Source organism: Flavobacterium sp. UW10123 (assembly GCF_040538975.1).
Taxonomy (GTDB): Bacteria; Bacteroidota; Bacteroidia; order Flavobacteriales; family Flavobacteriaceae; genus Flavobacterium.
On record NZ_JBEWQE010000005.1, the window covers coordinates 1 to 21,947 of the forward strand.

The 21,947-nt window shown below is 31.9% G+C and carries 21 protein-coding genes; 11 read left to right on the forward strand and 10 right to left on the reverse strand.

The window, feature by feature from the left end:
- Positions 1 to 606 precede the first annotated feature (606 nt).
- Positions 607 to 1,287 (reverse strand): DUF4294 domain-containing protein, encoded by a 681-nt coding sequence (locus ABXT06_RS07175; protein ID WP_502909022.1) that lies wholly within the window; start codon positions 1,285 to 1,287, stop codon positions 607 to 609.
- Positions 1,288 to 1,368: 81 nt separating this feature from the next.
- Here ABXT06_RS07175 and ABXT06_RS07180 point away from each other — a divergent pair, with 81 nt between their 5' ends.
- The 6 genes from ABXT06_RS07180 to ABXT06_RS07205 all read left to right on the forward strand — a co-directional run bounded on the left by ABXT06_RS07180 (position 1,369) and on the right by ABXT06_RS07205 (position 10,092).
- Positions 1,369 to 2,457 carry a M42 family metallopeptidase gene (locus ABXT06_RS07180; protein WP_354590119.1) on the forward strand — a complete coding sequence of 363 codons (1,089 nt, stop codon included), beginning with the start codon at positions 1,369 to 1,371 and terminating at the stop codon, positions 2,455 to 2,457.
- Positions 2,458 to 2,521: 64 nt separating this feature from the next.
- Positions 2,522 to 3,202, forward strand: coding sequence for a response regulator transcription factor (locus tag ABXT06_RS07185; RefSeq protein WP_354590120.1), 681 nt, complete (start codon positions 2,522 to 2,524; stop codon positions 3,200 to 3,202).
- Positions 3,199 to 4,560: a sensor histidine kinase gene (locus tag ABXT06_RS07190; RefSeq protein ID WP_354590121.1), complete on the forward strand. Its 1,362-nt coding sequence runs from the start codon at positions 3,199 to 3,201 to the stop codon at positions 4,558 to 4,560. The genes ABXT06_RS07185 and ABXT06_RS07190 overlap by 4 nt, the downstream gene beginning before the upstream one ends.
- An 84-nt stretch (positions 4,561 to 4,644) precedes the next feature.
- Positions 4,645 to 5,892 (forward strand): TolC family protein, encoded by a 1,248-nt coding sequence (locus ABXT06_RS07195; protein ID WP_354590122.1) that lies wholly within the window; start codon positions 4,645 to 4,647, stop codon positions 5,890 to 5,892.
- A gap of 12 nt (positions 5,893 to 5,904) precedes the next feature.
- A complete protein-coding gene (locus ABXT06_RS07200; protein WP_354590123.1) occupies positions 5,905 to 6,990 on the forward strand; it encodes an efflux RND transporter periplasmic adaptor subunit in 1,086 nt (361 codons plus the stop codon).
- 3 nt (positions 6,991 to 6,993) lie between these two features.
- Positions 6,994 to 10,092: an efflux RND transporter permease subunit gene (locus ABXT06_RS07205; RefSeq protein WP_354590124.1), complete on the forward strand. Its 3,099-nt coding sequence runs from the start codon at positions 6,994 to 6,996 to the stop codon at positions 10,090 to 10,092.
- Between the two features lie 165 nt (positions 10,093 to 10,257).
- Here ABXT06_RS07205 and ABXT06_RS07210 read toward each other — a convergent pair whose 3' ends face one another.
- Positions 10,258 to 10,638, reverse strand: coding sequence for an ankyrin repeat domain-containing protein (locus tag ABXT06_RS07210; protein ID WP_354590125.1), 381 nt, complete (start codon positions 10,636 to 10,638; stop codon positions 10,258 to 10,260).
- 383 nt (positions 10,639 to 11,021) lie between these two features.
- Here ABXT06_RS07210 and ABXT06_RS07215 point away from each other — a divergent pair, with 383 nt between their 5' ends.
- Positions 11,022 to 11,558, forward strand: a complete 537-nt coding sequence (locus ABXT06_RS07215; protein ID WP_354590126.1) for an SRPBCC family protein — start codon at positions 11,022 to 11,024, stop codon at positions 11,556 to 11,558.
- Between the two features lie 55 nt (positions 11,559 to 11,613).
- Here ABXT06_RS07215 and ABXT06_RS07220 read toward each other — a convergent pair whose 3' ends face one another.
- The 8 genes from ABXT06_RS07220 to ABXT06_RS07255 form a co-directional block, all read right to left on the reverse strand.
- Positions 11,614 to 12,015 (reverse strand): ankyrin repeat domain-containing protein, encoded by a 402-nt coding sequence (locus ABXT06_RS07220; RefSeq protein ID WP_354590127.1) that lies wholly within the window; start codon positions 12,013 to 12,015, stop codon positions 11,614 to 11,616.
- A 153-nt stretch (positions 12,016 to 12,168) separates the two neighbouring features.
- Entirely contained in the window at positions 12,169 to 12,549 is a 381-nt protein-coding gene (locus ABXT06_RS07225; protein WP_354590128.1) for an ankyrin repeat domain-containing protein, read from the reverse strand.
- Between the two features lie 278 nt (positions 12,550 to 12,827).
- Positions 12,828 to 13,781 (reverse strand): phosphoribosylaminoimidazolesuccinocarboxamide synthase, encoded by a 954-nt coding sequence (locus tag ABXT06_RS07230; RefSeq protein ID WP_354590129.1) that lies wholly within the window; start codon positions 13,779 to 13,781, stop codon positions 12,828 to 12,830.
- An 86-nt stretch (positions 13,782 to 13,867) separates the two neighbouring features.
- Positions 13,868 to 14,461, reverse strand: a complete 594-nt coding sequence (locus tag ABXT06_RS07235; RefSeq protein ID WP_354590130.1) for a hypothetical protein — start codon at positions 14,459 to 14,461, stop codon at positions 13,868 to 13,870.
- Positions 14,462 to 14,571: 110 nt separating this feature from the next.
- Positions 14,572 to 15,402: a Cof-type HAD-IIB family hydrolase gene (locus tag ABXT06_RS07240; RefSeq protein WP_354590131.1), complete on the reverse strand. Its 831-nt coding sequence runs from the start codon at positions 15,400 to 15,402 to the stop codon at positions 14,572 to 14,574.
- A 138-nt stretch (positions 15,403 to 15,540) separates the two neighbouring features.
- Entirely contained in the window at positions 15,541 to 15,903 is a 363-nt protein-coding gene (locus ABXT06_RS07245) for a DUF1801 domain-containing protein (RefSeq protein ID WP_354590132.1), read from the reverse strand.
- Between the two features lie 12 nt (positions 15,904 to 15,915).
- On the reverse strand, positions 15,916 to 16,605 hold the full coding sequence (locus ABXT06_RS07250; protein ID WP_354590133.1) for a hypothetical protein: 690 nt from the start codon (positions 16,603 to 16,605) through the stop codon (positions 15,916 to 15,918).
- Between the two features lie 141 nt (positions 16,606 to 16,746).
- Positions 16,747 to 17,697, reverse strand: coding sequence for a PhoH family protein (locus tag ABXT06_RS07255; protein ID WP_354590134.1), 951 nt, complete (start codon positions 17,695 to 17,697; stop codon positions 16,747 to 16,749).
- Between the two features lie 267 nt (positions 17,698 to 17,964).
- Here ABXT06_RS07255 and ABXT06_RS07260 point away from each other — a divergent pair, with 267 nt between their 5' ends.
- From ABXT06_RS07260 to gldG, 4 genes are all read left to right on the forward strand, one after another.
- On the forward strand, positions 17,965 to 18,792 hold the full coding sequence (locus ABXT06_RS07260; protein ID WP_354590135.1) for an SAM hydrolase/SAM-dependent halogenase family protein: 828 nt from the start codon (positions 17,965 to 17,967) through the stop codon (positions 18,790 to 18,792).
- Positions 18,793 to 19,125: 333 nt separating this feature from the next.
- The gene (locus ABXT06_RS07265) at positions 19,126 to 19,422 is read left to right on the forward strand and encodes a putative quinol monooxygenase (protein WP_354590136.1); all 297 of its coding nucleotides are present in this window, start codon (positions 19,126 to 19,128) and stop codon (positions 19,420 to 19,422) included.
- 78 nt (positions 19,423 to 19,500) lie between these two features.
- Positions 19,501 to 20,226, forward strand: coding sequence for a gliding motility-associated ABC transporter permease subunit GldF (gldF, locus tag ABXT06_RS07270; RefSeq protein ID WP_354590137.1), 726 nt, complete (start codon positions 19,501 to 19,503; stop codon positions 20,224 to 20,226).
- Positions 20,226 to 21,911: a gliding motility-associated ABC transporter substrate-binding protein GldG gene (gene gldG / locus ABXT06_RS07275; RefSeq protein ID WP_354590138.1), complete on the forward strand. Its 1,686-nt coding sequence runs from the start codon at positions 20,226 to 20,228 to the stop codon at positions 21,909 to 21,911. The genes gldF and gldG overlap by 1 nt, the downstream gene beginning before the upstream one ends.
- Positions 21,912 to 21,947 lie beyond the last annotated feature (36 nt).

Below are 21,947 nucleotides of genomic sequence, written 5' to 3' on the forward strand. Positions count from 1 at the left end.
AGCTGCCGGAATGTCTAAGAGCGTTTTTCGCCGTTGCGGGTGCAAAAGTAGAACCTTTTTCCAGTTATCCAAGCTTTTTTTCCAACTATTTCCAATCTTTTTTCGCTATTTTTCTTAACCTGCTGGTAACATAAGATTTACAGTCTGATGTTTTTTCATCCGCTGTGGGGTTTTTCTGAATTCCGCATTTCTTTTGGCTGTTTTGCCGCGAAGGCACTAAGACGCAAAGCCGCTTTTTCTGCTGTTTTTGTTCTCGCAAAGACGCAGAGCCTCTAAGTTTTCTCCCTGCTTTCTTCTGAAAACAGCTTCCCTAGCCCCGATAGAAGCGGAAATCCTTTTTGTGCCGGGGTTCGGCACAAAAAGATTGCAGCGGATAGCGGGAAATAGCTTCTAAATAATATTAAAATTACAATTCCTGAAATTTCAAATTACAGCCAGACTGTCGTAAATAGTATTTTCAATTATATCTCTGATGCATATTAGACACACTGAAGTGCGTCTCTACAGAAAATTGGAATTCTGATTTAAATATCTATAACTATATATGTATAAAAATAAACCCGACAGATTTCAAAAACTGTCGGGTTATACCTTATATATAAAGAACTACTTCTTTTCTAATTCTTTTGCTTTTAGCTGCCACTTCTCTGATAAATCTTCATAGTCGACAGGATGAGCGGGCCTCTGATTTACCAATCGACCAGATTCAAATGCCCTAACTAAAATCGTTTCGATTAAATAGTCTTCGTTTTCATCGTATGGCTTATACTCTTCTTTTAGACTAATATCAAATAAATTGGCTGTTGTATTTGACACAAAGGCTTTGAATCCGCTTTTTAGTGTTTTAATTAATTCGTACGTTGTAATTCCGGTTTGACGATGAACTAGTTTTACCAAAATTTGTCCTTGTTTTCTGGATAGTTTTTTTAGCCTTTCTTCAAATTCATTGTTTAAGTAGTCTTCGACTATTTTGAAATACTTCTTTTTTTCACGACTTGTTTTTAAACGAGCCATTCCGTTATTTAAAGCAGTTAGTCTTTCTGAAGCTAATTTTGCATAAGGATAAACTTTATATACTCTGTTTTGAAGAATCTGAAATTGTTTCATTTCCTCTGCACTCATCTTTTTTCCTTTCGAAATAATTATTTCTGGCAGCTGAATGGTATCGCCTAAAATAGAATCTTTCTCGGTAAGTATGTATCCCATTTGTTCGTTCTCTTTTGGAGTAACTTGGGCTTTAGAAGAAAAACAAATTAAGAATATAAATAAAAAGGTGGTTAGTCTCATTGAATCATAATTAAAGTGTAAAATTATATATTTATACACAACTCTAATACCAAATTTATATTTTAGCGGAAAAATATTTTTATGAGTGCAAAATCGATCTTGAATAATACTTCTATAGCTTTTCTAGAAAGCTATCTAAATAACGCTTCTCCAACTGGTTATGAAAGTGAAGGGCAAAAACTTTGGATGAATTATTTAAAACCTTATGTAGATACTTTTATTACAGATACTTATGGAACAGCTGTTGGAGTAATCAATCCAGATGCTCCTTACAAAGTTGTTATTGAAGGTCACGCAGATGAAATTTCTTGGTATGTAAATTATATTACAGAGGATGGTTTAATATATGTAATACGAAATGGTGGTTCTGATCATCAGATTGCTCCTTCAAAAAGAGTTAATATTCATACTAAAAACGGAATTGTAAAGGGTGTTTTCGGATGGCCTGCTATTCATACTCGTTTGCGCGATAAGGAAGAAATTCCTAAATTAAGCAATATTTTTATTGATTTAGGATGTGAAAACAAAGAGCAGGTTGAGGCATTAGGTGTTCATGTGGGATGCGTTATTACTTATCCTGATGAGTTTATGATTTTGAATGAGAATAAATTTGTCTGCCGCGCTATCGATAATCGAATGGGCGGTTTTATGATTGCTGAAGTTGCTCGACTATTACACGAAAACAAAAAGAAACTTCCTTTTGGTTTATATATAGTAAATTCTGTTCAAGAAGAGATTGGTCTTCGCGGAGCTGAAATGATTGCTCACCGCATAAAACCAAATGTGGCAATTGTGACCGATGTTTGTCACGACACTACTACACCAATGATTGATAAAAAGGTGGAAGGTGATCTTAAAATGGGTAAAGGTCCTGTTATTGGCTACTCTCCTGCTATTCAGAATAAATTGCGCGATTTGATTGTTGATACTGCAGAAGAGAATAAAATTCCTTTTCAGAGACATGCTACTTCGCGTGCAACGGGTACAGATACTGATGCTTTTGCGTATAGTAATGGTGGTGTTCCAGCTGCATTAATCTCGCTTCCGTTAAGATATATGCATACTACTGTAGAAATGGTTCACAAGGATGATGTTGAGAATGTGATTCAACTTATTTATGAAGCTTTATTGAAAATTGAGAATAACGAGACTTTTTCTTATTTTAAATAATATACTTTTAATGTAGATCTGATTTGAGTTTATCAAATCAGATCTACAAATAATATAATCAGGCATGAAAATATTACTACTCGAAGATGATTTTACTTTATCAAAAGAAATCACCGCATTCTTTACTTCAAAAGAATTCGAGTGTGTTCCTTATTATGATGGCTCTTTGCTTCTTAAAAAGTACTTTCCGTACGAATATGATTTAATTGTCCTAGATATAAATGTGCCTGGATTAAATGGAATTGATGTTTGCAAAGGAATTAGGGAAACAGATAAAAAAACACCTATTATAATGCTTACTGCATTTAGCGAAATTGAAGATAAATTGTCTTCTTTCGATAATGGTGCCGATGACTATCTTGTAAAACCATTTCATTTTGACGAATTGTATGCACGAGTACAGTCTCTTTTAAGGAGAAAAGAAATTCCGCAGCAGATAGAAAGTAAAATCGCCATTAAAGATTTAGAAATCTTTGAGGAAGAAATGAAAGTTTTTAGGGCTGGAGAGGAAATTAAACTTACTCCAAAAGAATTTAAATTGATTTTGATATTAGCGCATGCAAAAGGAAAAGTGCTTTCTAAACAATTTATAGCAGAGAAACTTTGGGATTATCATATCGAAACCAATCAGAATACTATTGAGGTTTATATTAATTTTTTAAGAAAAAAGATTGATAAAGACCATGAAATAAAACTTCTCCGAACCAAAGTCGGCTACGGATATTACTTAAGCGATCAGGAATGACATTAAAAAATCGAATATCACTTTTAGTAAGTTTACTGTTTACCATCCTTTTCGGATTGGCTTCTACAGTGATATTCATTTTATATTCCAATTACAGAAAAGAAGAATTTCGAGATCGATTAGAAATCAAAGCTTTATCTAATATTAAGCTATTAGTAAATGTAAAACAAGTTGATAATCAGCTTTTAAAAATAATAGATCAGAATTCCATCAATAAATTATATGATGAAAAGACTTTGGTTTTTGATTCTAATTATAAACTGATTTATAGCAGTATTGATGATGCCAAAATCAATTGGTCTGTTGATGATTTAAAATACCTAAAAAAGAATAAAACTTTTTTTAAGCAACAAGGCGATTATGAAGTTTACGGTGTTTTCTACGACACTAACGATAAAGATTTTTATGCCTTAATTTCTGCTACTGATGATTACGGCAAGAAGAAACTGCTTTTCTTGAGATATACCTTAATTATTTCATACATCTTTTTTACTTGCGTTTGCTGGATTTTGACTTCTTTCATGGTCAGAAAAGCAATGAACCCGATTCATGCATTCCATCAGAAAATTAAAAATATAAACGAGAACAATCTAGACACTAGGATTGAATCTAAAAGTACTAAAGATGAAATTGATTTAATAGCAGACGAATTTAATTTCATGATGGACCGTATTGAGGTGTCGTATCAAAAGCAAAAAGAGTTTACTGCTCATGCATCTCACGAATTAAGAACACCTCTTTCTAGAATGACTTCTCAGATTGAAAATGCTATGGCTGAACCAGAACTTCAACAAAAAGATAAGTCATTTTTAAACTTAATATTGGCCGATGTCAATCATTTAAGCGAATTAATCAATTCTCTGCTTATCCTTTCAAAAATAGACAGTCGAAATACTAATAATCATGAAGTTCAAAGAATAGACGAAATTTTATTTTCTTCAATCGAAAAAATAAATAAAGCCTATCCGGATTTTGTTATTCTTTTTGAAATGGAAGAAAGTGACAATCTAGACACTGCTTTAGAGATAAATGGAAACAAAAATCTTTTAGAGATAGCTTTAAGCAATATCTTAAAAAATGCCTGTGTTTATTCAGACACTAAGCAGGCAAAAGTAAAAATAAGTACAGACCATTATCATCTTATTGTTTCTGTATCAAACACAGGAGAAACATTAAATGAAGAAGAACAAAGAAATCTTTTTCAGCCTTTTATGCGTGGCCAAAACTCAAAAGGAACCTCTGGTTTTGGACTGGGTTTAAGAATCGTACAACGCATTTTAACTCTTCATAAAGCAAACATAACTTATTCGACTCCAGATATTAACACGAATTTATTTCAGTTATTTTTTAATTTGTAAGCAATTTTAAGCTATTTTTAAGGTAGATTTTAAGCTCTCTTAAAGCCTGTTGATAGCATATTTGTACAACTTAAAGATGATACAATGAAAAAGTTATTTGCATTGCTGTTATTTGCACTTTTAAATCAAGCTGCAATAGCACAAAAAACAGTTACTCTCCAAGACTGTGAAAGCCAATTTTTAAAAAAGAATCTATTTTTACTGGCATCCCAATATAATCTTGATGCCTCGAAAGCACTCACAATTCAGGCTCGCATTTGGGAAAATCCCACTCTATCAGCAGAGTTGAATGCCTACAATCCTGAACGAGACAAATTTTTTGATATTGGCAAAGATGGTCAGAAAGTTTTTGCAATAGAACAACTAATCTATCTTGGTGGTAAAAAACGCAATGAGGTTAAATTAGCGCAAACTAATGAAAAACTGGCAGAACTTCAGTTTAACGATTTGCTTAGGACTTTAAAACTGCAATTGCGCAAAAGTTTTTTCACTGTATATTACAACACTAAAAATCTTGACAATACAGACAAGCAATTAGCTCACATCGAAAATTTAATTAATTCTTATTCGGTTCAAGCTCAAAAAGGAAATATTCCTCTAAAAGATGTTGTTCGTCTACAATCACTCTATCTTAATTTCAAAAACGAAAGATTAGAAGTTATTAATAACAATATAGAAGAGCAGGCTAATTTAAAATTGCTTTTAAATGAAACTGAAAATGTAGTTCCAGTTGTAAGCAAAGATGATTCTGATAAATATCTAAAAGTTATAGCTTTTGATCTTAAAAATTTTGAAGAACAAGCCATAGCTAATAGACCTGATTATTTAGCAAAACAAAAAGAAATCGATGCTAATGAACTGAATGTGAAATTACAAAAATCGCTTTCAGTTCCAGATATTACCCTTGGAGCAAATTATGATCAGCGAAGTGGTGCTTTTAATAATGAAGCCAATTTAACTGTTGGAATTCCTTTACCACTTTGGAATCAAAATAAAGGAAACATTAAGTATGCAAAAACAATTTTGGAACAATCTAAAATTGAAAAACAAAACTTCGAACTACAGCTCAAAACAGAAATCACATCAGCATGGACCAAATGGGATGAATCCAGACAAAATTATGCTGTTATAAAGCCAACTGTAAATTCAGATTTTGAAGCAGTTTATAACGGAATGCTTACCAACTTTCAAAAACGAAACGTAAGCCTTTTAGAATTTACCGATTTTATGGAAAGCTACAATCAGGCTATAATTCAATTAAATGAATTAAAGAAAAAAGTAGTGATTGCAGGCGAAGAGTTAAATAGCACCATCAACAAAGATTTATTTTAAAAAATTACAGAAATGAAACATATATTATTCATCGGAATCGCACTAGCAGGCTTATCTCTTACGAGCTGCAAAAAAGAAGTTGAAAATCCTGAAACAAATACCTCTTTTGTTTTAAGCGATACTATGCTTAAAAGCACTACAACTGCAGAAGCTAAATCTCAGCCATTAAAAAATGAACTTAGTTTTTATGGTAAAATTACGGCTGACAATAATAAAATGATTGATGTTTACCCACTGGTTGGCGGAAATGTAATGAAAGTAAATGTTGAACTTGGTGATTATGTTAAAAAAGGACAAGTTCTTGCCACGATAAAAAGTACTGATGTTGCCGATTTTGAAAAACAATCCATTGATGCGAAAAGCGATTTGCTTGTTGCCAAAAATAATTTGAAAGTAGCTCAAGAATTATTTGAGGGAAAACTGAATTCTGAAAGCGACGTGCTTCAGGCAAAATCTGAGGTAAATAAAGCGCAGTCGCAATTAAGCAAAATACAGGAAACCTATAAAATCTATAATATTAAAGCGGGTTCAATTTACGAAGTAACAGCTCCGATAAGCGGTTTTATCATTCAGAAAAGTATTAATCAAGACATGCTTTTACGAAACGACCGTTCTGAAAACATATTTGATATTGCAGAAATCAGCGAAGTTTGGGCAATGGCTAATATTAATGAAATAGATATCAATAAAGTAAAACTGGGAACGAGCGCTACTGTAACTACTTTGAGTTATCCTGATAAAGCATTTTACGGAAAAGTAGATAAAATCTATAATGTAATTGACCCTGAGACTAAAGCTATGCAAGCCAGAATTAAGCTGAATAATCCAGATTACATGCTGAAGCCTGATATGAATGCTAATATAAAATTGTCTTTTAATGAAAACCAATCTATGATAGCCGTACCGAGTAAAGCTATTGTTTTTGATAAAAGCAAAAACTTTGTTGTGGTATTTAAAGACCGTAATAATATCGAAACTAGACAAGTCGAAGTTTATAGAGTAGTTGGAGACACTACTTACCTTTCAAGCGGTTTAAAAGAAAATGAAAAAGTAATCACCAACAATCAGCTATTTATTTATGGTGCTTTAAATAATTAAGACATGAACAAATTCATAAAAAATATTATTGCTTTTTCGCTAAAGAATAAAGCATTTACCTTCTTTTGGGTTGGATTATTGGCTGTTGCTGGATTTATTTCATTCAAAAATATGCCTATTGATGCTTTTCCAGACGTTACCAATACGCAGATCATTATTATTACGCAATGGAACGGAAAAAGTGCTGAAGAAGTAGAACGTTTTGTTACTTCTCCAATCGAGATTGCCATGAACTCGGTACAGAAAAAAACAAGTGTGCGAAGCATTACTATGTTTGGTTTATCGGTTATTAAAATCATTTTTGATGATGGTGTAGACGATACTTTTGCCCGCTTTCAGGTAAATAACTTATTAAAGAATGTTTCCCTTCCTGATGATGTAGAACCAGACGTACAGCCTCCTTATGGCCCTACAGGAGAAATTTTTAGATATCTTGTAAAAAGCGATAGCAGAGACAGTAGAGAATTATTGACTTACCAAAATTGGGTTATCGATAAACAACTTCGTTCTCTGCCTGGCGTTGCCGATTTAAATGTTTTTGGAGGTCAAACTAAAACTTATGAAGTTGGGGTTGATCCTATCAAATTGGCAAAATACAACATTACACCTTTACAAGTTTACAACGCTGTAAATGCCGGAAACTTAAACGTAGGTGGTGATGTTATTGAAAAGAACGGACAAGCATTTGTTGTTCGCGGTGTCGGTTTATTAAAATCGAAAGAAGATATTGGAAATATTATCGTAGATGACGCAGCAGGAAATCCAATCTTGGTTAAAAACTTAGCTGACGTTTACGAAAGTTCAATGCCAAGAGTTGGACAAACAGGTATTGGAAATAATGACGACGCTGTTGAAGGAATTGTAGTAATGCGAAAAGGTGAAAATCCGCAGGAAACACTTGCCTTAATAAAAGCCAAAATCAAAGATCTTAATGATAATGTTTTGCCAAAAGACATTAAAATTGAAACATTTTACGATCGTGATAATTTGATGAATTTTACGACCGAAACAGTAATGCACAACTTATTTGAAGGTATTATTCTCGTTACTGTTGTCGTGTTTCTATTTATGGCCGATTGGAGAACTACTTTTACAGTTTCGATTGTCATTCCGCTTTCATTATTATTTGCATTCTTGTGTCTTAAGATGATGGGAATGAGTGCCAATCTATTAAGTTTAGGTGCAGTCGATTTCGGGATTATTATTGATGGAGCCGTTGTAATGGTTGAAGGCTTGTTTGTGGTCTTAGATCATAAGGCGCATCAATTAGGGATGGAAAAATTCAATAAAATTGCAAAAGGAAGCATTATAAAAAAGACGGGGACAGAAATGGGTAAAGCTATTTTCTTCTCAAAACTGATTATTATTACCGCCTTACTTCCTATTTTCTCTTTCCAGAAAGTAGAAGGAAAAATGTTCTCTCCCCTAGCCTTTACATTAGGTTTTGCATTATTAGGAGCACTTATTTTCACTTTGACTTTGGTTCCAGTTCTTTCTCATATTTTATTAAACAAAAATGTAAAAGAAAAACATAATCCGTTTGTGAATTTTTGGGATAGAATTGTTGGTAAAGGTTTTCAATGGACATTCAAACATAAAGTGCAGACATTGATTGCGTCTATAACTTTATTAGCGGGTGTTTTCTTTTCTGCAGGTTTCTTAGGAACAGAATTTTTACCTCAATTAAACGAGGGCGCTTTGTGGGTAACAGCAGAATTGCCAATGAGTACTTCACTCCCAGAAAGTGTTAAGACGGCTGCAATGATTAGAAAAGACTTAGAAAGTTTTCCTGAAGTTAAAAACGTATTATCTCAAACTGGACGAAGCAATGATGGAACTGACCCAAATGGTTTTGGTTTTATTCAGCTTCAAGTTGACTTGCTTCCAAAAAAAGAATGGAAACGCAAAATTTCTATGGATGATCTGATTAATGAAATGGATAATAAACTAAAAGTACATCAGGGAATCACGTATAATTATTCTCAACCTGTAATTGATAACGTTGCAGAATCGGTAGCTGGATTTAAAGCTTCAAATGCTGTAAAAATTTACGGTGATGATTTAAATAAATTAGATCAGCTGGCTAATGAGGTTTTAGCACAAATTAAAAATATTCCAGGTATAAAAGATGTTGGAATTTTACGAAATGTTGGACAGCCAGAAATTAGCGTAATCCTAGATCGTGAAAAAATGGCTGCATACGGAGTAACATTAAGTGATGCGCAAGCAGTTTTAGAATTAGCTTTTGGAGGAAAAACAGCTACTGAAAAATATGAAGACGAAAAGAAATTTGATGTTCGTGTTCGTTTTTCAAAAGAATACCGAAAAGACGAGAAAGATCTAGAAGAAATTAAAGTTCCTACAATTAGCGGAATAAAAATTCCTTTAAAAGAAATCTGTGATATTAAAACCATTACAGGACCAGCGTTTATTTATAGAGATAATACGAAACGTTTTATTGGAGTAAAATTCTCTGTTCGTGATCGAGATTTAGGAAGTACAATTGCTGAAGCACAGCAAAAAGTAAATCAGCTTAAACTTCCTGCTGGCTATACAACAGGTTGGACAGGTGAATTTGAAAATCAAGTTCGTGCAAGTGCGCGGCTGGCTCAAGTTGTACCGATTAGTTTAATTGGAATTTTTGTTCTCCTATTTATTCTGTTCGGAAACTTTAAAGATTCTCTACTTGTTTTAGCCAATGTACCGTTTGCCATTATTGGTGGAATTATTGCACTGCACTTAACAGGGATGAATTTCGGAATTTCTGCAGGAGTTGGATTTATAGCGCTTCTCGGAATATGTATTCAGAATGGAGTTATTCTAATATCGGAATTTCATCATAATCTCAAGGCTAAATTTTCTCTCGAAGAATCGATATTTATGGGAGTAAAGGCGAGAACTAGAGCAGTAGTCATGACAGCGTTAATGGCTTCAATCGGATTAATGCCGGCTGCAATTTCTACAGGAATTGGTTCAGAATCACAAAAACCACTTGCAATTGTAATTATCGGCGGACTTATGACGGCAACTGTTTTGACTCTCTTAGTGTTTCCAATTTTATTTTGGATATTCAACAGAAAAAAGCATGTGCCGATAGAATAAACAATTAAAATATTTAGTTTTAAATCAATTTGTTGGGATTTAAAAAAGGAGAAGCATCATTCTAGTAATGATGCTTTTTTTGTTTAATTAGCGTTTCCTTTAAACAAAAAAAAATGACCTTTTGCTCAGAAAGGTCATTTTTACTAACTCAAAACTTTTAAACTGTTATTTCAAATCTTTCAAAAGCTCAATTGCTTCCGTAGCATTTGATCCTTGTGCATATTTTAATGCTGTATAACCTTTTTCATTTTTAGTATTAGGTTTTGCTCCATTAGCCAATAAAACTTTTATAATTTCGTGTTTATTGTAAAGTGCAGCCGTCATCAAGGGAGTAAAATCTTCAGATAACTGGTTTACATCCGCGCCGTATTCAATAAATTTTTTAACGGTTTCAAGATCTCCTTTACTAATAGCAACATTTAAGGGAGTTCCTACATAACTTTTAAGCTCAACTGATTTTTTAACAGTTGAAACTCCGTTTGAAGCCATTGCTACATTTCCAAATGTTACTAAGGCTAATCCTAAATAAATAACTGATTTTTTCATAATGATTGATGTTTATTAAATGATTGATGATGATTTTAATTTGATGATGTAAAAGTAAATTATTTTATCGTATTATGTATTGCAAAGTACCATGTTTTAACTAATTCTTAACACTTACTTAATAAAACGGTAATTAAAGAACCTAAACGTCATCAAATTATTGATTTTACTATAATAGACTACAAAAAAGAAAAAATGTTACAACAAATCTTATTTTTTTTTCACTTTAAGAAAATATCATTTTTAATAGATTGATTATTTTTCTAAATTTACTATAGAATTAAAAATCAAAAACATAGCGTTATAATCATAGACATCAAAAAATTTAGCGCTTTATCTGAGAAACAAAAGTTCAAAAGACTAATAACCTTAAAACTAAGAGTATGATTTTTATTAAAAGAATTCTAGTTATTTTAATTTTACTTATTTCGATTGTTTTAATTGGTGCTTATTTTATGCCTAAAGAATATTTGGTTGAAAGAGAAATAACGATCAATAAACCTACAGATAGTGTTTTCAAATATGTTAGGTCACTTAAGAACCAAAACGAGTTTAGTACGTGGGCTAATATGGATCCGAAAATGAAAGTTCATTATAAAGGAATTGATGGCATGGTAGGTTCAGTTTCTTCTTGGGAAAGCAATATTAAGGAAGTTGGTGTTGGAGAACAGGAAATTACAAAAATAATAGAAAATAGACGTTTGGACTTTACACTTCGTTTTAAAAAACCTGTTGAAGATACTGCTGTCGGTTTTATGTCAACAGAACCTGTTTCTGGAAATCAGACAAAAGTTAAATGGGGAATTAGTGGCGTAATTCCGTATCCAACTAATATTATGCTCCCGATGCTAAGAATGGACCAAATGGTTGGAAACGATTTACAAAAAGGCCTAGAAAATTTAAAAGATAAAATGGAATAAAGTTACAGCTCTTAAAAGAAAAAGTGCAATTCAAAATAATTGAATTGCACTTTTTTCATTTACGCTTTCTATTACTTTTATCTTTTCTTTCTTTCAAAATAGCAATAGATTCGGTCGATTTGCCAAATTCTGCAAAATGTAAAGCAGTAAGCCCTCTATCATTTTCAGCTGACAGATCTGCTCCTTTTTCGAGTAAGATTTTAATAATTTCAACTTGGTTAAATCGTGCTGCTACCATTAAAGGAGTCATATTATTCACAATTTTGTTTACATCTGCTCCATATGATATAAACTTTTTTACACTTTCAACATCGCCTTTGCTTATAGCAAGATGAAATGGAGAATTCGAATAAATTGAAAATTCAGCTAGATTCTCAGTACTCAACTGATAAGTTGTTGCTTTTGATTCATTTGCAAAAATGAAAACTAATCCTAAAATAATTACCGTTTTTTTCATGATGATTATCTATTAAATGATTGATGATGATACATTTAAGATTTAGACGACTAAAAAAAGAATTAGGTTTCAAGTTTTTCTTTAAAAAGTAAAAAATAAAAAAAAAGCATCATCTTAAGAAGAATGATGCTTTTTTGTTTTGCTAAAGAGAAATTATTTCAGTCCTTTTAAAATAGCTGCAGATTCAAGTGCTTTTGCATATCTGGCATAATCCAATGCTCGAAGTCCGTGTGCATTTTCAATTGAAGGCTTAGCTCCATTTGCCAATAAAATTTTTACGATTTCGACATTGTTAAAACGAGCTGCAAGCATTAAAGGCGTCATATTTCGCACAATTTTATTTACATCTGCCCCATATTCGATGCTTTTCTTTACGGTTTCAACATCTCCATTGCATACCGCCAAATGTAAAGGCGATGAAAAATCGAAAGGAATTTCAATTTGATTTTTATTTTCTAACTTCAAGTTAGAAGCTGTTGCAAAATTTGCAAATACGGCCAAAGCCGTTCCGAAAACGATTACTGTTTTTTTCATGATTGATTGCTTGTTTAATGATTAATGATTGTGATGATTACTTGTTAGACGCTCATTATGCACAAAACGTTGCATTAAAAATGAAAAAAAAGATGAAATTTCTTGAAAAAAGATATAGAAGCGCAATCAGATAGGCTCAATTGCATTTTTCACATAATAAAATTTGGATAATTCCAAATTGGATTTCCTACCGCAAATCTATTTACACGAAAAAAGCCTTGCTGAATTTGTTACAGCAAGGCTTTTTTATATTTCGTTTTTAGCTTAAATCGAAATTGTTATTTTGAAGAAAGATAAACTATTACATTTTTCTCGATACGCTGATCAATATTGGCAATATCAGCTTTTACAAATTTTTCTCCTAAAATATTTTCAAACAATTCAATATATCTTTCAGAAACAGATTCAATATATTCGTCTGTCATATTTGGAATCTGCTGTCCTTCTTGCCCTTGAAAACCATTTTCAATTAACCAACGGCGAACAAATTCTTTAGATAATTGTTTTTGCTCCTCCCCTTTTTCTTGTCTTTCAGCATATCCTTCAGCATAGAAATAACGAGAAGAATCTGGAGTATGAATTTCATCTATTAAAACAATAACACCATCTTTTGTTTTACCAAATTCATATTTTGTGTCCACTAAAATTAATCCGCGTTTAGCAGCGATTTCAGTTCCTCTTTGGAATAAAGCTCTAGTATATTTTTCTAAAACTAAATAATCTTCTTCAGAAACAATTCCTTTTGCTAAAATATCTTCGCGAGAAATATCTTCGTCATGAGAACCATTATCTGCTTTTGTAGTTGGAGTAATAATTGGCTCAGGAAACTTATCATTTTCTTTTAAACCTTCAGCCATAATTACACCGCAGATTTGTTTTCTTCCTGCAGCATATTCACGAGCTGCATGACCAGACAAATAACCGCGAATAACCATTTCTACTTTAAAAGGATCACATAAATGTCCAACAGCAACGTTAGGATCCGGAGTTGCAATCAGCCAGTTTGGAACGATATCTTGTGTCAATTCCATGAATTTTGTTGCAATCTGATTTAGGATTTGTCCTTTGTACGGAATTCCTTTTGGCAAAACTACATCAAAAGCCGAAAGTCTATCGGTAGCCACCATTACTAAAAGTTCGTCGTTAATATTATAAACTTCTCTAACTTTTCCGCGGTAAACTGATTTCTGATTCGGGAAATTAAAATTTGTAGTTGTGATTGTATTACTCATTATCTAGTTGTGTTGTTTTTTATGAAGGCAAATTTAAAACTATTTGACAGAGCAAACAAAGAAAATATTACTTCAATTTTAGTGAATTATTTAAAGCTTAAAATTCCTTTACCAAAAGACTTTATTGAATTATCTAAACTATGAATTGTGGTTTCGTTTAACTTTTTATAATCTTCGGATTGTACAATCAGAATCTGTCCTTGATCTTTAGCTGGTGCAATTGGAACAAAAATTACGGCAGAACCATTTTCATCCTCTTCAATTAAATGTGCTGGCTGCCAAAAATTTCCATTTTTAAACAAAATTGGCAAGTCTGTAATAGGTTTAGGTTCATTATTCCTTTTCAGCAATTTCTCTTCTGCTTCTTTTTTATTTTTTTCATAACCTGGCAAAAAGATCATTAGTTTTTCGTCTATCCAATTAGTAAAACGTCTTAAGAGAGCTAATCGCATTAAAAAACCACTGAGATAAATTAAAAACAGCAAAATAATTCCGCCAGCAATATCGGTGGCATATTTTCCTAACACCAAATCTAAGCGGAGAAAATGCGCAAACTTTTCACCGTAATTCTGGAAAAATTTCCAAACTTTTTCTAACAAAATAAAAAAAACTAAAAGCGGCAGTAAAACCAATGCTCCCGAAATACAATTTCGTTCAGCTTGAAGTAAAAATCTTTTCATTGCTAAAACAAATTTAAGGTTAAAAAAAGAGCTAACTCTCTATGAATTAGCTCTTATAAAAATAACCATTATTTGTTATCCAGCAACAACAGAATGTAAAATATTCTTAATTAAGTTGTTGCAAATTCTTTATCTAAAATCTTAGAAGCAATATATCTTGCAACTCCATCTTCTGCATTTGTTTTAATAACTTCTAAATTTGGCAATTCTTCTTTTAGCGAAGCTGGAGCGTTTCCCATAATTAAACCTTTTCCAGAAACAGATAACATCTGAACATCATTGAAACCATCTCCAAAAGATACTGCTTCCTGCAAAGTGAAACCTTCTTTTTCTAAAACTCTTTCGATTGAAACTGCCTTGTCTATAGATTTATCCATAAATTCTAAACAAGTCGGCAAACTAAAGGCATGATGCAAATGTTCTGATGAATTGGCTAAAATTTGATCTTTTAGCTTAACTAGTTTTTCGTGATCACTGCAAGAAAAGAAAATTTTAATTGCAGCAAAATCATCCAATGTTTTGTAGTCAACTAATTCTGGATGATATTTTAATTCTTCCTGAAAAGAATTCAATTTTTCATTCCATTTATTGGTTTGCCATACATTTTCTTTAAATAAAACAACCGTAATTTCAGGATCGATTTCAACATTCAAAGCAGCTTTTACCACATCGCTGTCTAAGTTAAAAGAAAAAAGTTCTTCTTTATTTGGCGAATGAATTCTAGCTCCGTTTGAACTTACTAAATAAACTGGAACTTCTAGTTTTTCAATAATTCCCATCGCATCAAGATGATGGCGCCCTGTAGCTACCACAATTAGATAACCTTGATTGTGAAGTTCCTGAAAAATTGATTTGGTATAATCTGATATTCTATGTTGCGGGTTAAGTAAAGTTCCGTCAAGATCACTTACTATAGCTTTTATATTTTTAAGTTTTGTCATAATTAATTATCAAATTCGATGATATGCAAATTTACGGTTTTATATACGACCAGACAAAGATTATAGACTTTCACGACTAAAAATGAAGTAAGTTTATTATTTATTTAACTATTCCGTTAAATATTGCTTTTTAAACAATTAAATTTTAACAATTCCTGTTTTATATAAATTTATCGCCTTTTGGATTATCGTTTCAATCTGCTCCAAAGGCAAATCTTCATTGAAATCAAACATCATAACTTTCATTCTAGAACGATTTTCTTGAATCAAAAAAACTTCATCAAAATGTTTTCCTTCCACAATTCCAACATAAGGCTTTTTGAATTTTTTATGAATCCATAAGTAGCAAAACATTTTTCCTTTATAAGAGAAAAATGGCATTCCATATTTTAAAGTATTGGTTATTTCTTGATCTTGTTTTAGAATGATTTCTTTTAACGCAAGAAAAACACCTTTTATAGGTTCTTCTTGGTTTAGGTAGAAATCATCGAGTTGTTTCATTTCTTTATATTTTTAATATTTGAAGTCATCTTTCCAATCTATAATTTCTTTTGGATGATCCTTATTAATTGGATAATTTTCTCTCACAAATTTAAATTGTTCTTTGGTCAATAAAACAATTCTGCCATCATTTCCTGAATTAATTGGATAAAATTGTTCGTCAGTTCCTTGAATTTTAAGCTGATCATTTAACATTTCAATAAAATTCAAATACGCTATCGTCCAGTCATAATTGCCAAAATCATTATTGAAAGCAATATATTCTTTCCCGTTTAATTTTATCTTATGAAGTAAATGTTTATCAGTCTGATCTTCAAATTCCTCAGATATTAAAAGTTTTAAATTTAATTTATCAAATGAAATTTTTACAGTTTCTAAATATTGAATTAATCCTTCTCCTTCAAATAATGTTTCAGAATCAATAAAATAAAATCTATTGTCAGTAAAACTTAAATCTTCTCTCATTTGACCTTCAAAGAAATTCAATTTATCATAAGATTTTTCAAATTCATCTTTTGCAATTTTTAAATCATTTTTATCTGTTAGATTGAAAAAATTTAATCTATTTAATTCTGAAACAATCTCTTTTCCTGATAATTTCTTTATGTAACTGTCTGAGTTTTTCTTTTCATTTTTTTGAGCATAAATCCTAAAAGCAAAGAACAATACTAAACCTATTACAAATATAATTTTACTTTCCATTCTTTAAATCGACTAATTATTTAATTATAATCAAAAAAATATTCGTTTTGCACTTTTCAAAAGAAAACATACAAAACGAATATTAATAAATGTTAAAACACAATTCACGATTTACATTTAACATTTCACTAAAATTTATAATTAATCGTGATTTTCAATTTGTTTGTAAGCATCGATTACCTTTTTAACCAATCTGTGGCGAACGATATCTTTATCATCCAAATAAATAATTCCGATGCCATCAATGTCTTTCAGAACCAAAAGAGCTTCTTTAAGACCAGAAATGGTTCTGCGAGGCAAATCGACTTGTCCAGGATCACCTGTAATCATGAATTTGGCATTTTTTCCCATACGGGTCAAAAACATTTTCATTTGCGAGTGAGTGGTATTTTGAGCCTCGTCAAGAATTACAAAAGCATTATCCAGAGTTCGTCCACGCATAAAAGCCAAAGGCGCAATCTGAATAATTCCTTTCAAGATATAGTCTTCCAGTTTTTCATTCGGAATCATATCTCGCAAGGCATCATAAAGTGGTTGCATATAAGGATCAAGTTTTTCTTTCATATCACCTGGCAAGAACCCTAAGTTCTCTCCTGCTTCAACTGCAGGACGCGTCAAGATGATTCTTTTTACTTCTTTATCCTTCAGCATTTTTACAGCCATTGCGACTCCCGTGTACGTTTTTCCTGTTCCGGCAGGACCTACTGCAAAAACCATATCGTTCTTTTTTACAGTATCAACCAGCAATTGCTGATTTGGAGTCATTGCTTTCACAATCTTACCGCCAACACCATGAACTAAGATTTTATCATGATCGTAAGCTCTTTTTTCTTCCTGACCATCACTCATAATTACACGCTCAATTACATTATCGTCAATATTATTGTAACGTGTAAAGTGAAGCATTAATCTTTGAAATCTTTTTTCGAATTCGTCTAAAACTTCTTTTTCGCCAAATGCTTTTAAAGTTGTCCCTCGCGCTACGATTTTAAGCTTTGGGTAATACTTTTTAATTATTTCTAAATGGCTGTCTTGCGCGCCCCAAAACTCTTTTGGAGCAATGTCTACTAGCTCGATTATTCTTTCGTTCAAATGAAGTAGTTTTTAAATTAAATAATTCAGTTATTATTTTTAAGAGTTGTCGGGTTCTTTTTTATTTAGTCACAGTACTCAGTCGCAGCTTCATTTTTAAAAATAAACTTAAAAACAGTGTTTCTGAATATTGTAACAGGCAAAAGCTTTTAAAAAAAACAATTTGTCTTTTCTTTCTTTCAATTTGTGTTTACTATTATTAGCTTTGCATTTCTCAAATTTAATGAAAATTAGATTTAAATACTATCAATAGTTATAAACAAAAATATGTCAATAATTACCCTTACTACAGACTACGGCTTAAAAGATCACTTTGTGGGGTCGCTGAAGGGTAAAATACTTTCTGAAAATCCAGAGGTTCAAATCGTTGACATTTCTCATGACATTGATCCCTTTAATACTGCCGAGGCAAGTTATATTATTGGCGCTGCATATTTGAGTTTTCCAAAAGGAACCGTACACCTAATTGGTGTTGATATTGAGCGCAATAAAGAGAACCAGCATATTGCCATGCAATGGAACGATCACTATTTTATTTGTGCAGACAACGGAATCTTAAGTATGTTGACACAAAAAATCGTTCCGCAGAAAATTGTGGCAATAAACATTCATGATCGTTTCCCGATTGAATCTACAGATTTGGATATTTTTATTCAGGTCGCTTCTCATTTATCCAAAGGCGGATTATTGAATGTTATTGGAAAAGAAATTCCTTCTATTAAAGAAGCTACAGAATTGCAAGCGCTTGTAGCCGACGATGGAAATTCTATAAAAGGAAACATCATTTATATCGATCATTTCGGAAACGTTGTAACGAATATTTCTAAAAAACAATTTCTTGAAATCTCACGCGGGCGTCCGTATGAAATTGTGATGAAACCTAAAAGTATCAAAACAATTCTTCCAAATTATTCGGCTATTGCAACTTCAGACAAATATCCGATTAAAACTTATGAAGGTGAGAAACTGGCTATTTTTAATGAAGCTGGATTCTTAGAAATTGCTATTTTTAGAAGTAATCCTTCTAAAGTTGGTTCCGCAAATAGTTTGTTGGGGCTGAATTATCGTGATGTGATTACGATTAAGTTCTCCTAAATTAATTTTAGATTTTAGATTTCAGACCTTAGATTTTAGATTTTTTTAGCTCGCAGATTTCGCTGATTGAGCAGTTTTTTTATTGTTTTTGATCATGTACATAGCCCGTGGTTTCAACCACGGGAACACAACGCATATCACTCAACGTTTCCCGTGGTTGAAACCACGGGCTATATTTAAAAATACTGTGAAAATAGAATTTAAAAATCGACATTTATAATATTTCATTTTTTATTTAAAACAACAATCAAATTTGGTATTTTTGCGCACCTGTAAGACTTTAGGCAATTCAAAAAAATCTAAAATCAACAGTCTAAAATCTAAAATAATAACATGTTTGTTCGAATAGTAAAAATGAGTTTTCACGAAGAAAAAATTCCTGATTTTCTGGAGAATTTTGAATCGGTGAAAGAGAAAATACGAAATGCAGAAGGAAATCGTTTTTTAGAATTGTATCAGGATAAAAATGATAAATGTATCTTCTTCACTTACAGTTATTGGGAAACTGAAGAAGATTTAGAAAATTATAGAAAATCTGAACTATTTCAAACCGTTTGGGATTTTACAAAAAAACTATTCAATGCAAAACCAGAAGCATGGAGCGTTGATAAATTGGTGAGCTTAAATTAGTTTCAGGTTTAAGGTTTCACGTTAAGCGTGCGACTTGAAACATGAAACGTGAAACGATACAAAAACAAAAACAAACAAATGAAATCAATCATTTTAAGAGAAATAAAATCCTTTTTTGGTTCTCCTATTGGCTACTTGGTCATTGCGATATTTTTAATTAGCAACGGACTATTTTTATGGGTATTTGAAGGAGACTACAACATCCTCAATACAGGTTATGCCGATTTAACTCCTTTTTTCACTTTAGCACCATGGATTCTGATTTTCTTAATTCCAGCCGTAACGATGAGAAGTTTCTCTGACGAAAAAAAACAAGGAACTTTAGAATTGCTACTGACAAAACCTTTGTCTATTTGGGAAATCGTAAATGGTAAATTCTTTGGTTCATTTTTACTGATCATTTTAGCAATTATTCCAACCTTAATTTATGTAAAAGTAATTTCAGATTTAGGTTCGCCAGAAGGCAATATTGATATGGGAAGCACAATTGGTTCTTACTTCGGATTGTTATTTTTAATCGCGTCTTATTCTGCAATCGGAATCTTTACTTCTACTCTTTCAGAAAATCAGATTGTGGCATTTATTGTTGCCGTTTTTCTTTGCTTTTTCTTTTATTTTGGTTTCGAAGGTTTGGCTTCGCTAATTCCAGGTTCAAATAATTTCATTTCAGTTTTAGGAATGCAAAATCACTTTAAGAGTATGAGCCGCGGTGTTATTGACACTCGAGATGTTATTTACTTTTTGAGCATTGCAGTTGCTTTTTTATCTTTAACTGTTTACCAATTAAAATCTTATAAAGCCTAATGAAACTATCAACAAAACAAAATTTAAAGACACTAGGCATCACTATTTTAATTTTAGTTGTTCTAAATGTTCTCGGAACACTATTTTTCCATCGTTTTGATTTAACGAAAGACCAACGTTATACACTATCGCCAACTTCTTTGGGAATTGTAAAGCAAGTTCAAAATCCGCTTTCTATAAAAATTTATATGGCTGGAGATCTTCCTGCCGATTTCAGACGTTTACAGCAGGAAACCAAGCAACTATTGGAAGAATTTCAAGCTTATAATAGCAATATTGTTTTCGAATTTGTTGATCCGTTAGAAAATGAAGACGAAAGCGAAGAATTGACAAAATCACTTTTCCAAAAAGGATTAACTCCTGTAAATATTACCGTTGACGATAAAGGAAAACAATCGCAAGCTATGGTTTTTCCGTGGGCAGTTGCAGTTTACAATAACAAAGAAGTTAATATTCCTTTATTGAAAAATATAATGGGAGCCTCAACTACACAAAAAGTAATTGGTTCTATTCAGCATTTAGAATATTCTATTGCAGATGCAATCAATAAAGTAACCAAAAACAAACAGAAAAAAGTTGCTATCATAAAAGGAAATGGTGAATTGAATGAAATTCACGTTGCTAAAATGTTGATGCAAATTCGCGAAAGTTATTTCATTGGGCCATTCACTTTAGATTCTGTTGCAAAAGATCCAAACGGAACTTTAAATGCGCTGAAAAAATATGATTTAGCCATTATTTCTAAACCAACAGAAAAATTCTCTGACGAAGAAAAAGAAGTTCTGGATCAGTTTATTATGAATGGTGGAAAAACAATTTGGCTTATTGATCAAGTTGCTGCCGACATGGATAGTTTGTATAATGATGCAGGCGCAACATTGGCTTATTCTAGAGATTTAAATTTAAATGATATGTTCTTCAAATACGGATTCAGAATCAATCCTGATTTGGTAAAAGATGAACAAGGAACACCAATAAAACTGGCAACAGGCGAACAAGGAAGCGCAACGCAATATCAAGATTTTATCTGGAAATTTGCTCCGCAGGTTTTCCCAACAAGCCAACATCCTATTGTAAAAAACTTAGGCGGAATTAAATTTGATTTTGCTAACCCGATTGATACTTTGAAAAACGGAATAAAGAAAACAGTTTTATTGCAATCTTCTCAATATTCTAAAACTATTGGTTCTCCAGCAGAAATCAGCCTGAATATGGTAACAGAGAAAACAACTCCACAAGATTATCTAAACAAAGGAAATCTAAATTTAGCTGTTTTGTTAGAAGGAAGCTTCCACTCTGCTTTTGAAAATAGAGTTTTACCTTTTAAAGACAATTCTTTTACAGCAAAAGGAAAACCAAATAAAATGATTGTTGTTGCTGATGGGGATATTGCAAGAAACCAATTAGACAAAAATATGATGCCTGTTGAATTAGGTTACGACCAAAGAACTGGCCAATTATATGATAACAAAGACTTCATAATGAATTGTATCAATTACCTTCTTGACGATACAGGACTTATTAACATTAGAAGCAAAGATGTCGAATTGCCTTTATTAGACAAAGAAAAAGTTTACCAAAGTTATACTTTGACCCAATTCATAACTATCGGAGTTCCAATTCTAATTTTAACAGTTTTTGGATTCGTATTTACTTTTGTAAGAAAAAGAAAATACAGCAAATAGATGTTAATAAAAAAATGTAATACTTTGGATAGTTTA

Coding starts and splice junctions, on each gene's coding strand:
- ABXT06_RS07200 (WP_354590123.1), top strand. CDS start 5,905: ATGAAACATATATTATTCATCGGAATCGCACTAGCAGGCTTATCTCTT.
- ABXT06_RS07210 (WP_354590125.1), bottom strand. CDS start 10,638: ATGAAAAAATCAGTTATTTATTTAGGATTAGCCTTAGTAACATTTGGA.
- ABXT06_RS07260 (WP_354590135.1), top strand. CDS start 17,965: ATGTCAATAATTACCCTTACTACAGACTACGGCTTAAAAGATCACTTT.
- ABXT06_RS07265 (WP_354590136.1), top strand. CDS start 19,126: ATGTTTGTTCGAATAGTAAAAATGAGTTTTCACGAAGAAAAAATTCCT.
- ABXT06_RS07230 (WP_354590129.1), bottom strand. CDS start 13,781: ATGAGTAATACAATCACAACTACAAATTTTAATTTCCCGAATCAGAAA.
- ABXT06_RS07245 (WP_354590132.1), bottom strand. CDS start 15,903: ATGAAACAACTCGATGATTTCTACCTAAACCAAGAAGAACCTATAAAA.
- ABXT06_RS07250 (WP_354590133.1), bottom strand. CDS start 16,605: ATGGAAAGTAAAATTATATTTGTAATAGGTTTAGTATTGTTCTTTGCT.
- ABXT06_RS07190 (WP_354590121.1), top strand. CDS start 3,199: ATGACATTAAAAAATCGAATATCACTTTTAGTAAGTTTACTGTTTACC.
- ABXT06_RS07240 (WP_354590131.1), bottom strand. CDS start 15,402: ATGACAAAACTTAAAAATATAAAAGCTATAGTAAGTGATCTTGACGGA.
- ABXT06_RS07235 (WP_354590130.1), bottom strand. CDS start 14,461: ATGAAAAGATTTTTACTTCAAGCTGAACGAAATTGTATTTCGGGAGCA.
- ABXT06_RS07195 (WP_354590122.1), top strand. CDS start 4,645: ATGAAAAAGTTATTTGCATTGCTGTTATTTGCACTTTTAAATCAAGCT.
- ABXT06_RS07205 (WP_354590124.1), top strand. CDS start 6,994: ATGAACAAATTCATAAAAAATATTATTGCTTTTTCGCTAAAGAATAAA.
- ABXT06_RS07180 (WP_354590119.1), top strand. CDS start 1,369: ATGAGTGCAAAATCGATCTTGAATAATACTTCTATAGCTTTTCTAGAA.
- ABXT06_RS07215 (WP_354590126.1), top strand. CDS start 11,022: ATGATTTTTATTAAAAGAATTCTAGTTATTTTAATTTTACTTATTTCG.
- gldG (WP_354590138.1), top strand. CDS start 20,226: ATGAAACTATCAACAAAACAAAATTTAAAGACACTAGGCATCACTATT.
- gldF (WP_354590137.1), top strand. CDS start 19,501: ATGAAATCAATCATTTTAAGAGAAATAAAATCCTTTTTTGGTTCTCCT.
- ABXT06_RS07175 (WP_502909022.1), bottom strand. CDS start 1,287: ATGAGACTAACCACCTTTTTATTTATATTCTTAATTTGTTTTTCTTCT.
- ABXT06_RS07220 (WP_354590127.1), bottom strand. CDS start 12,015: ATGAAAAAAACGGTAATTATTTTAGGATTAGTTTTCATTTTTGCAAAT.
- ABXT06_RS07225 (WP_354590128.1), bottom strand. CDS start 12,549: ATGAAAAAAACAGTAATCGTTTTCGGAACGGCTTTGGCCGTATTTGCA.
- ABXT06_RS07185 (WP_354590120.1), top strand. CDS start 2,522: ATGAAAATATTACTACTCGAAGATGATTTTACTTTATCAAAAGAAATC.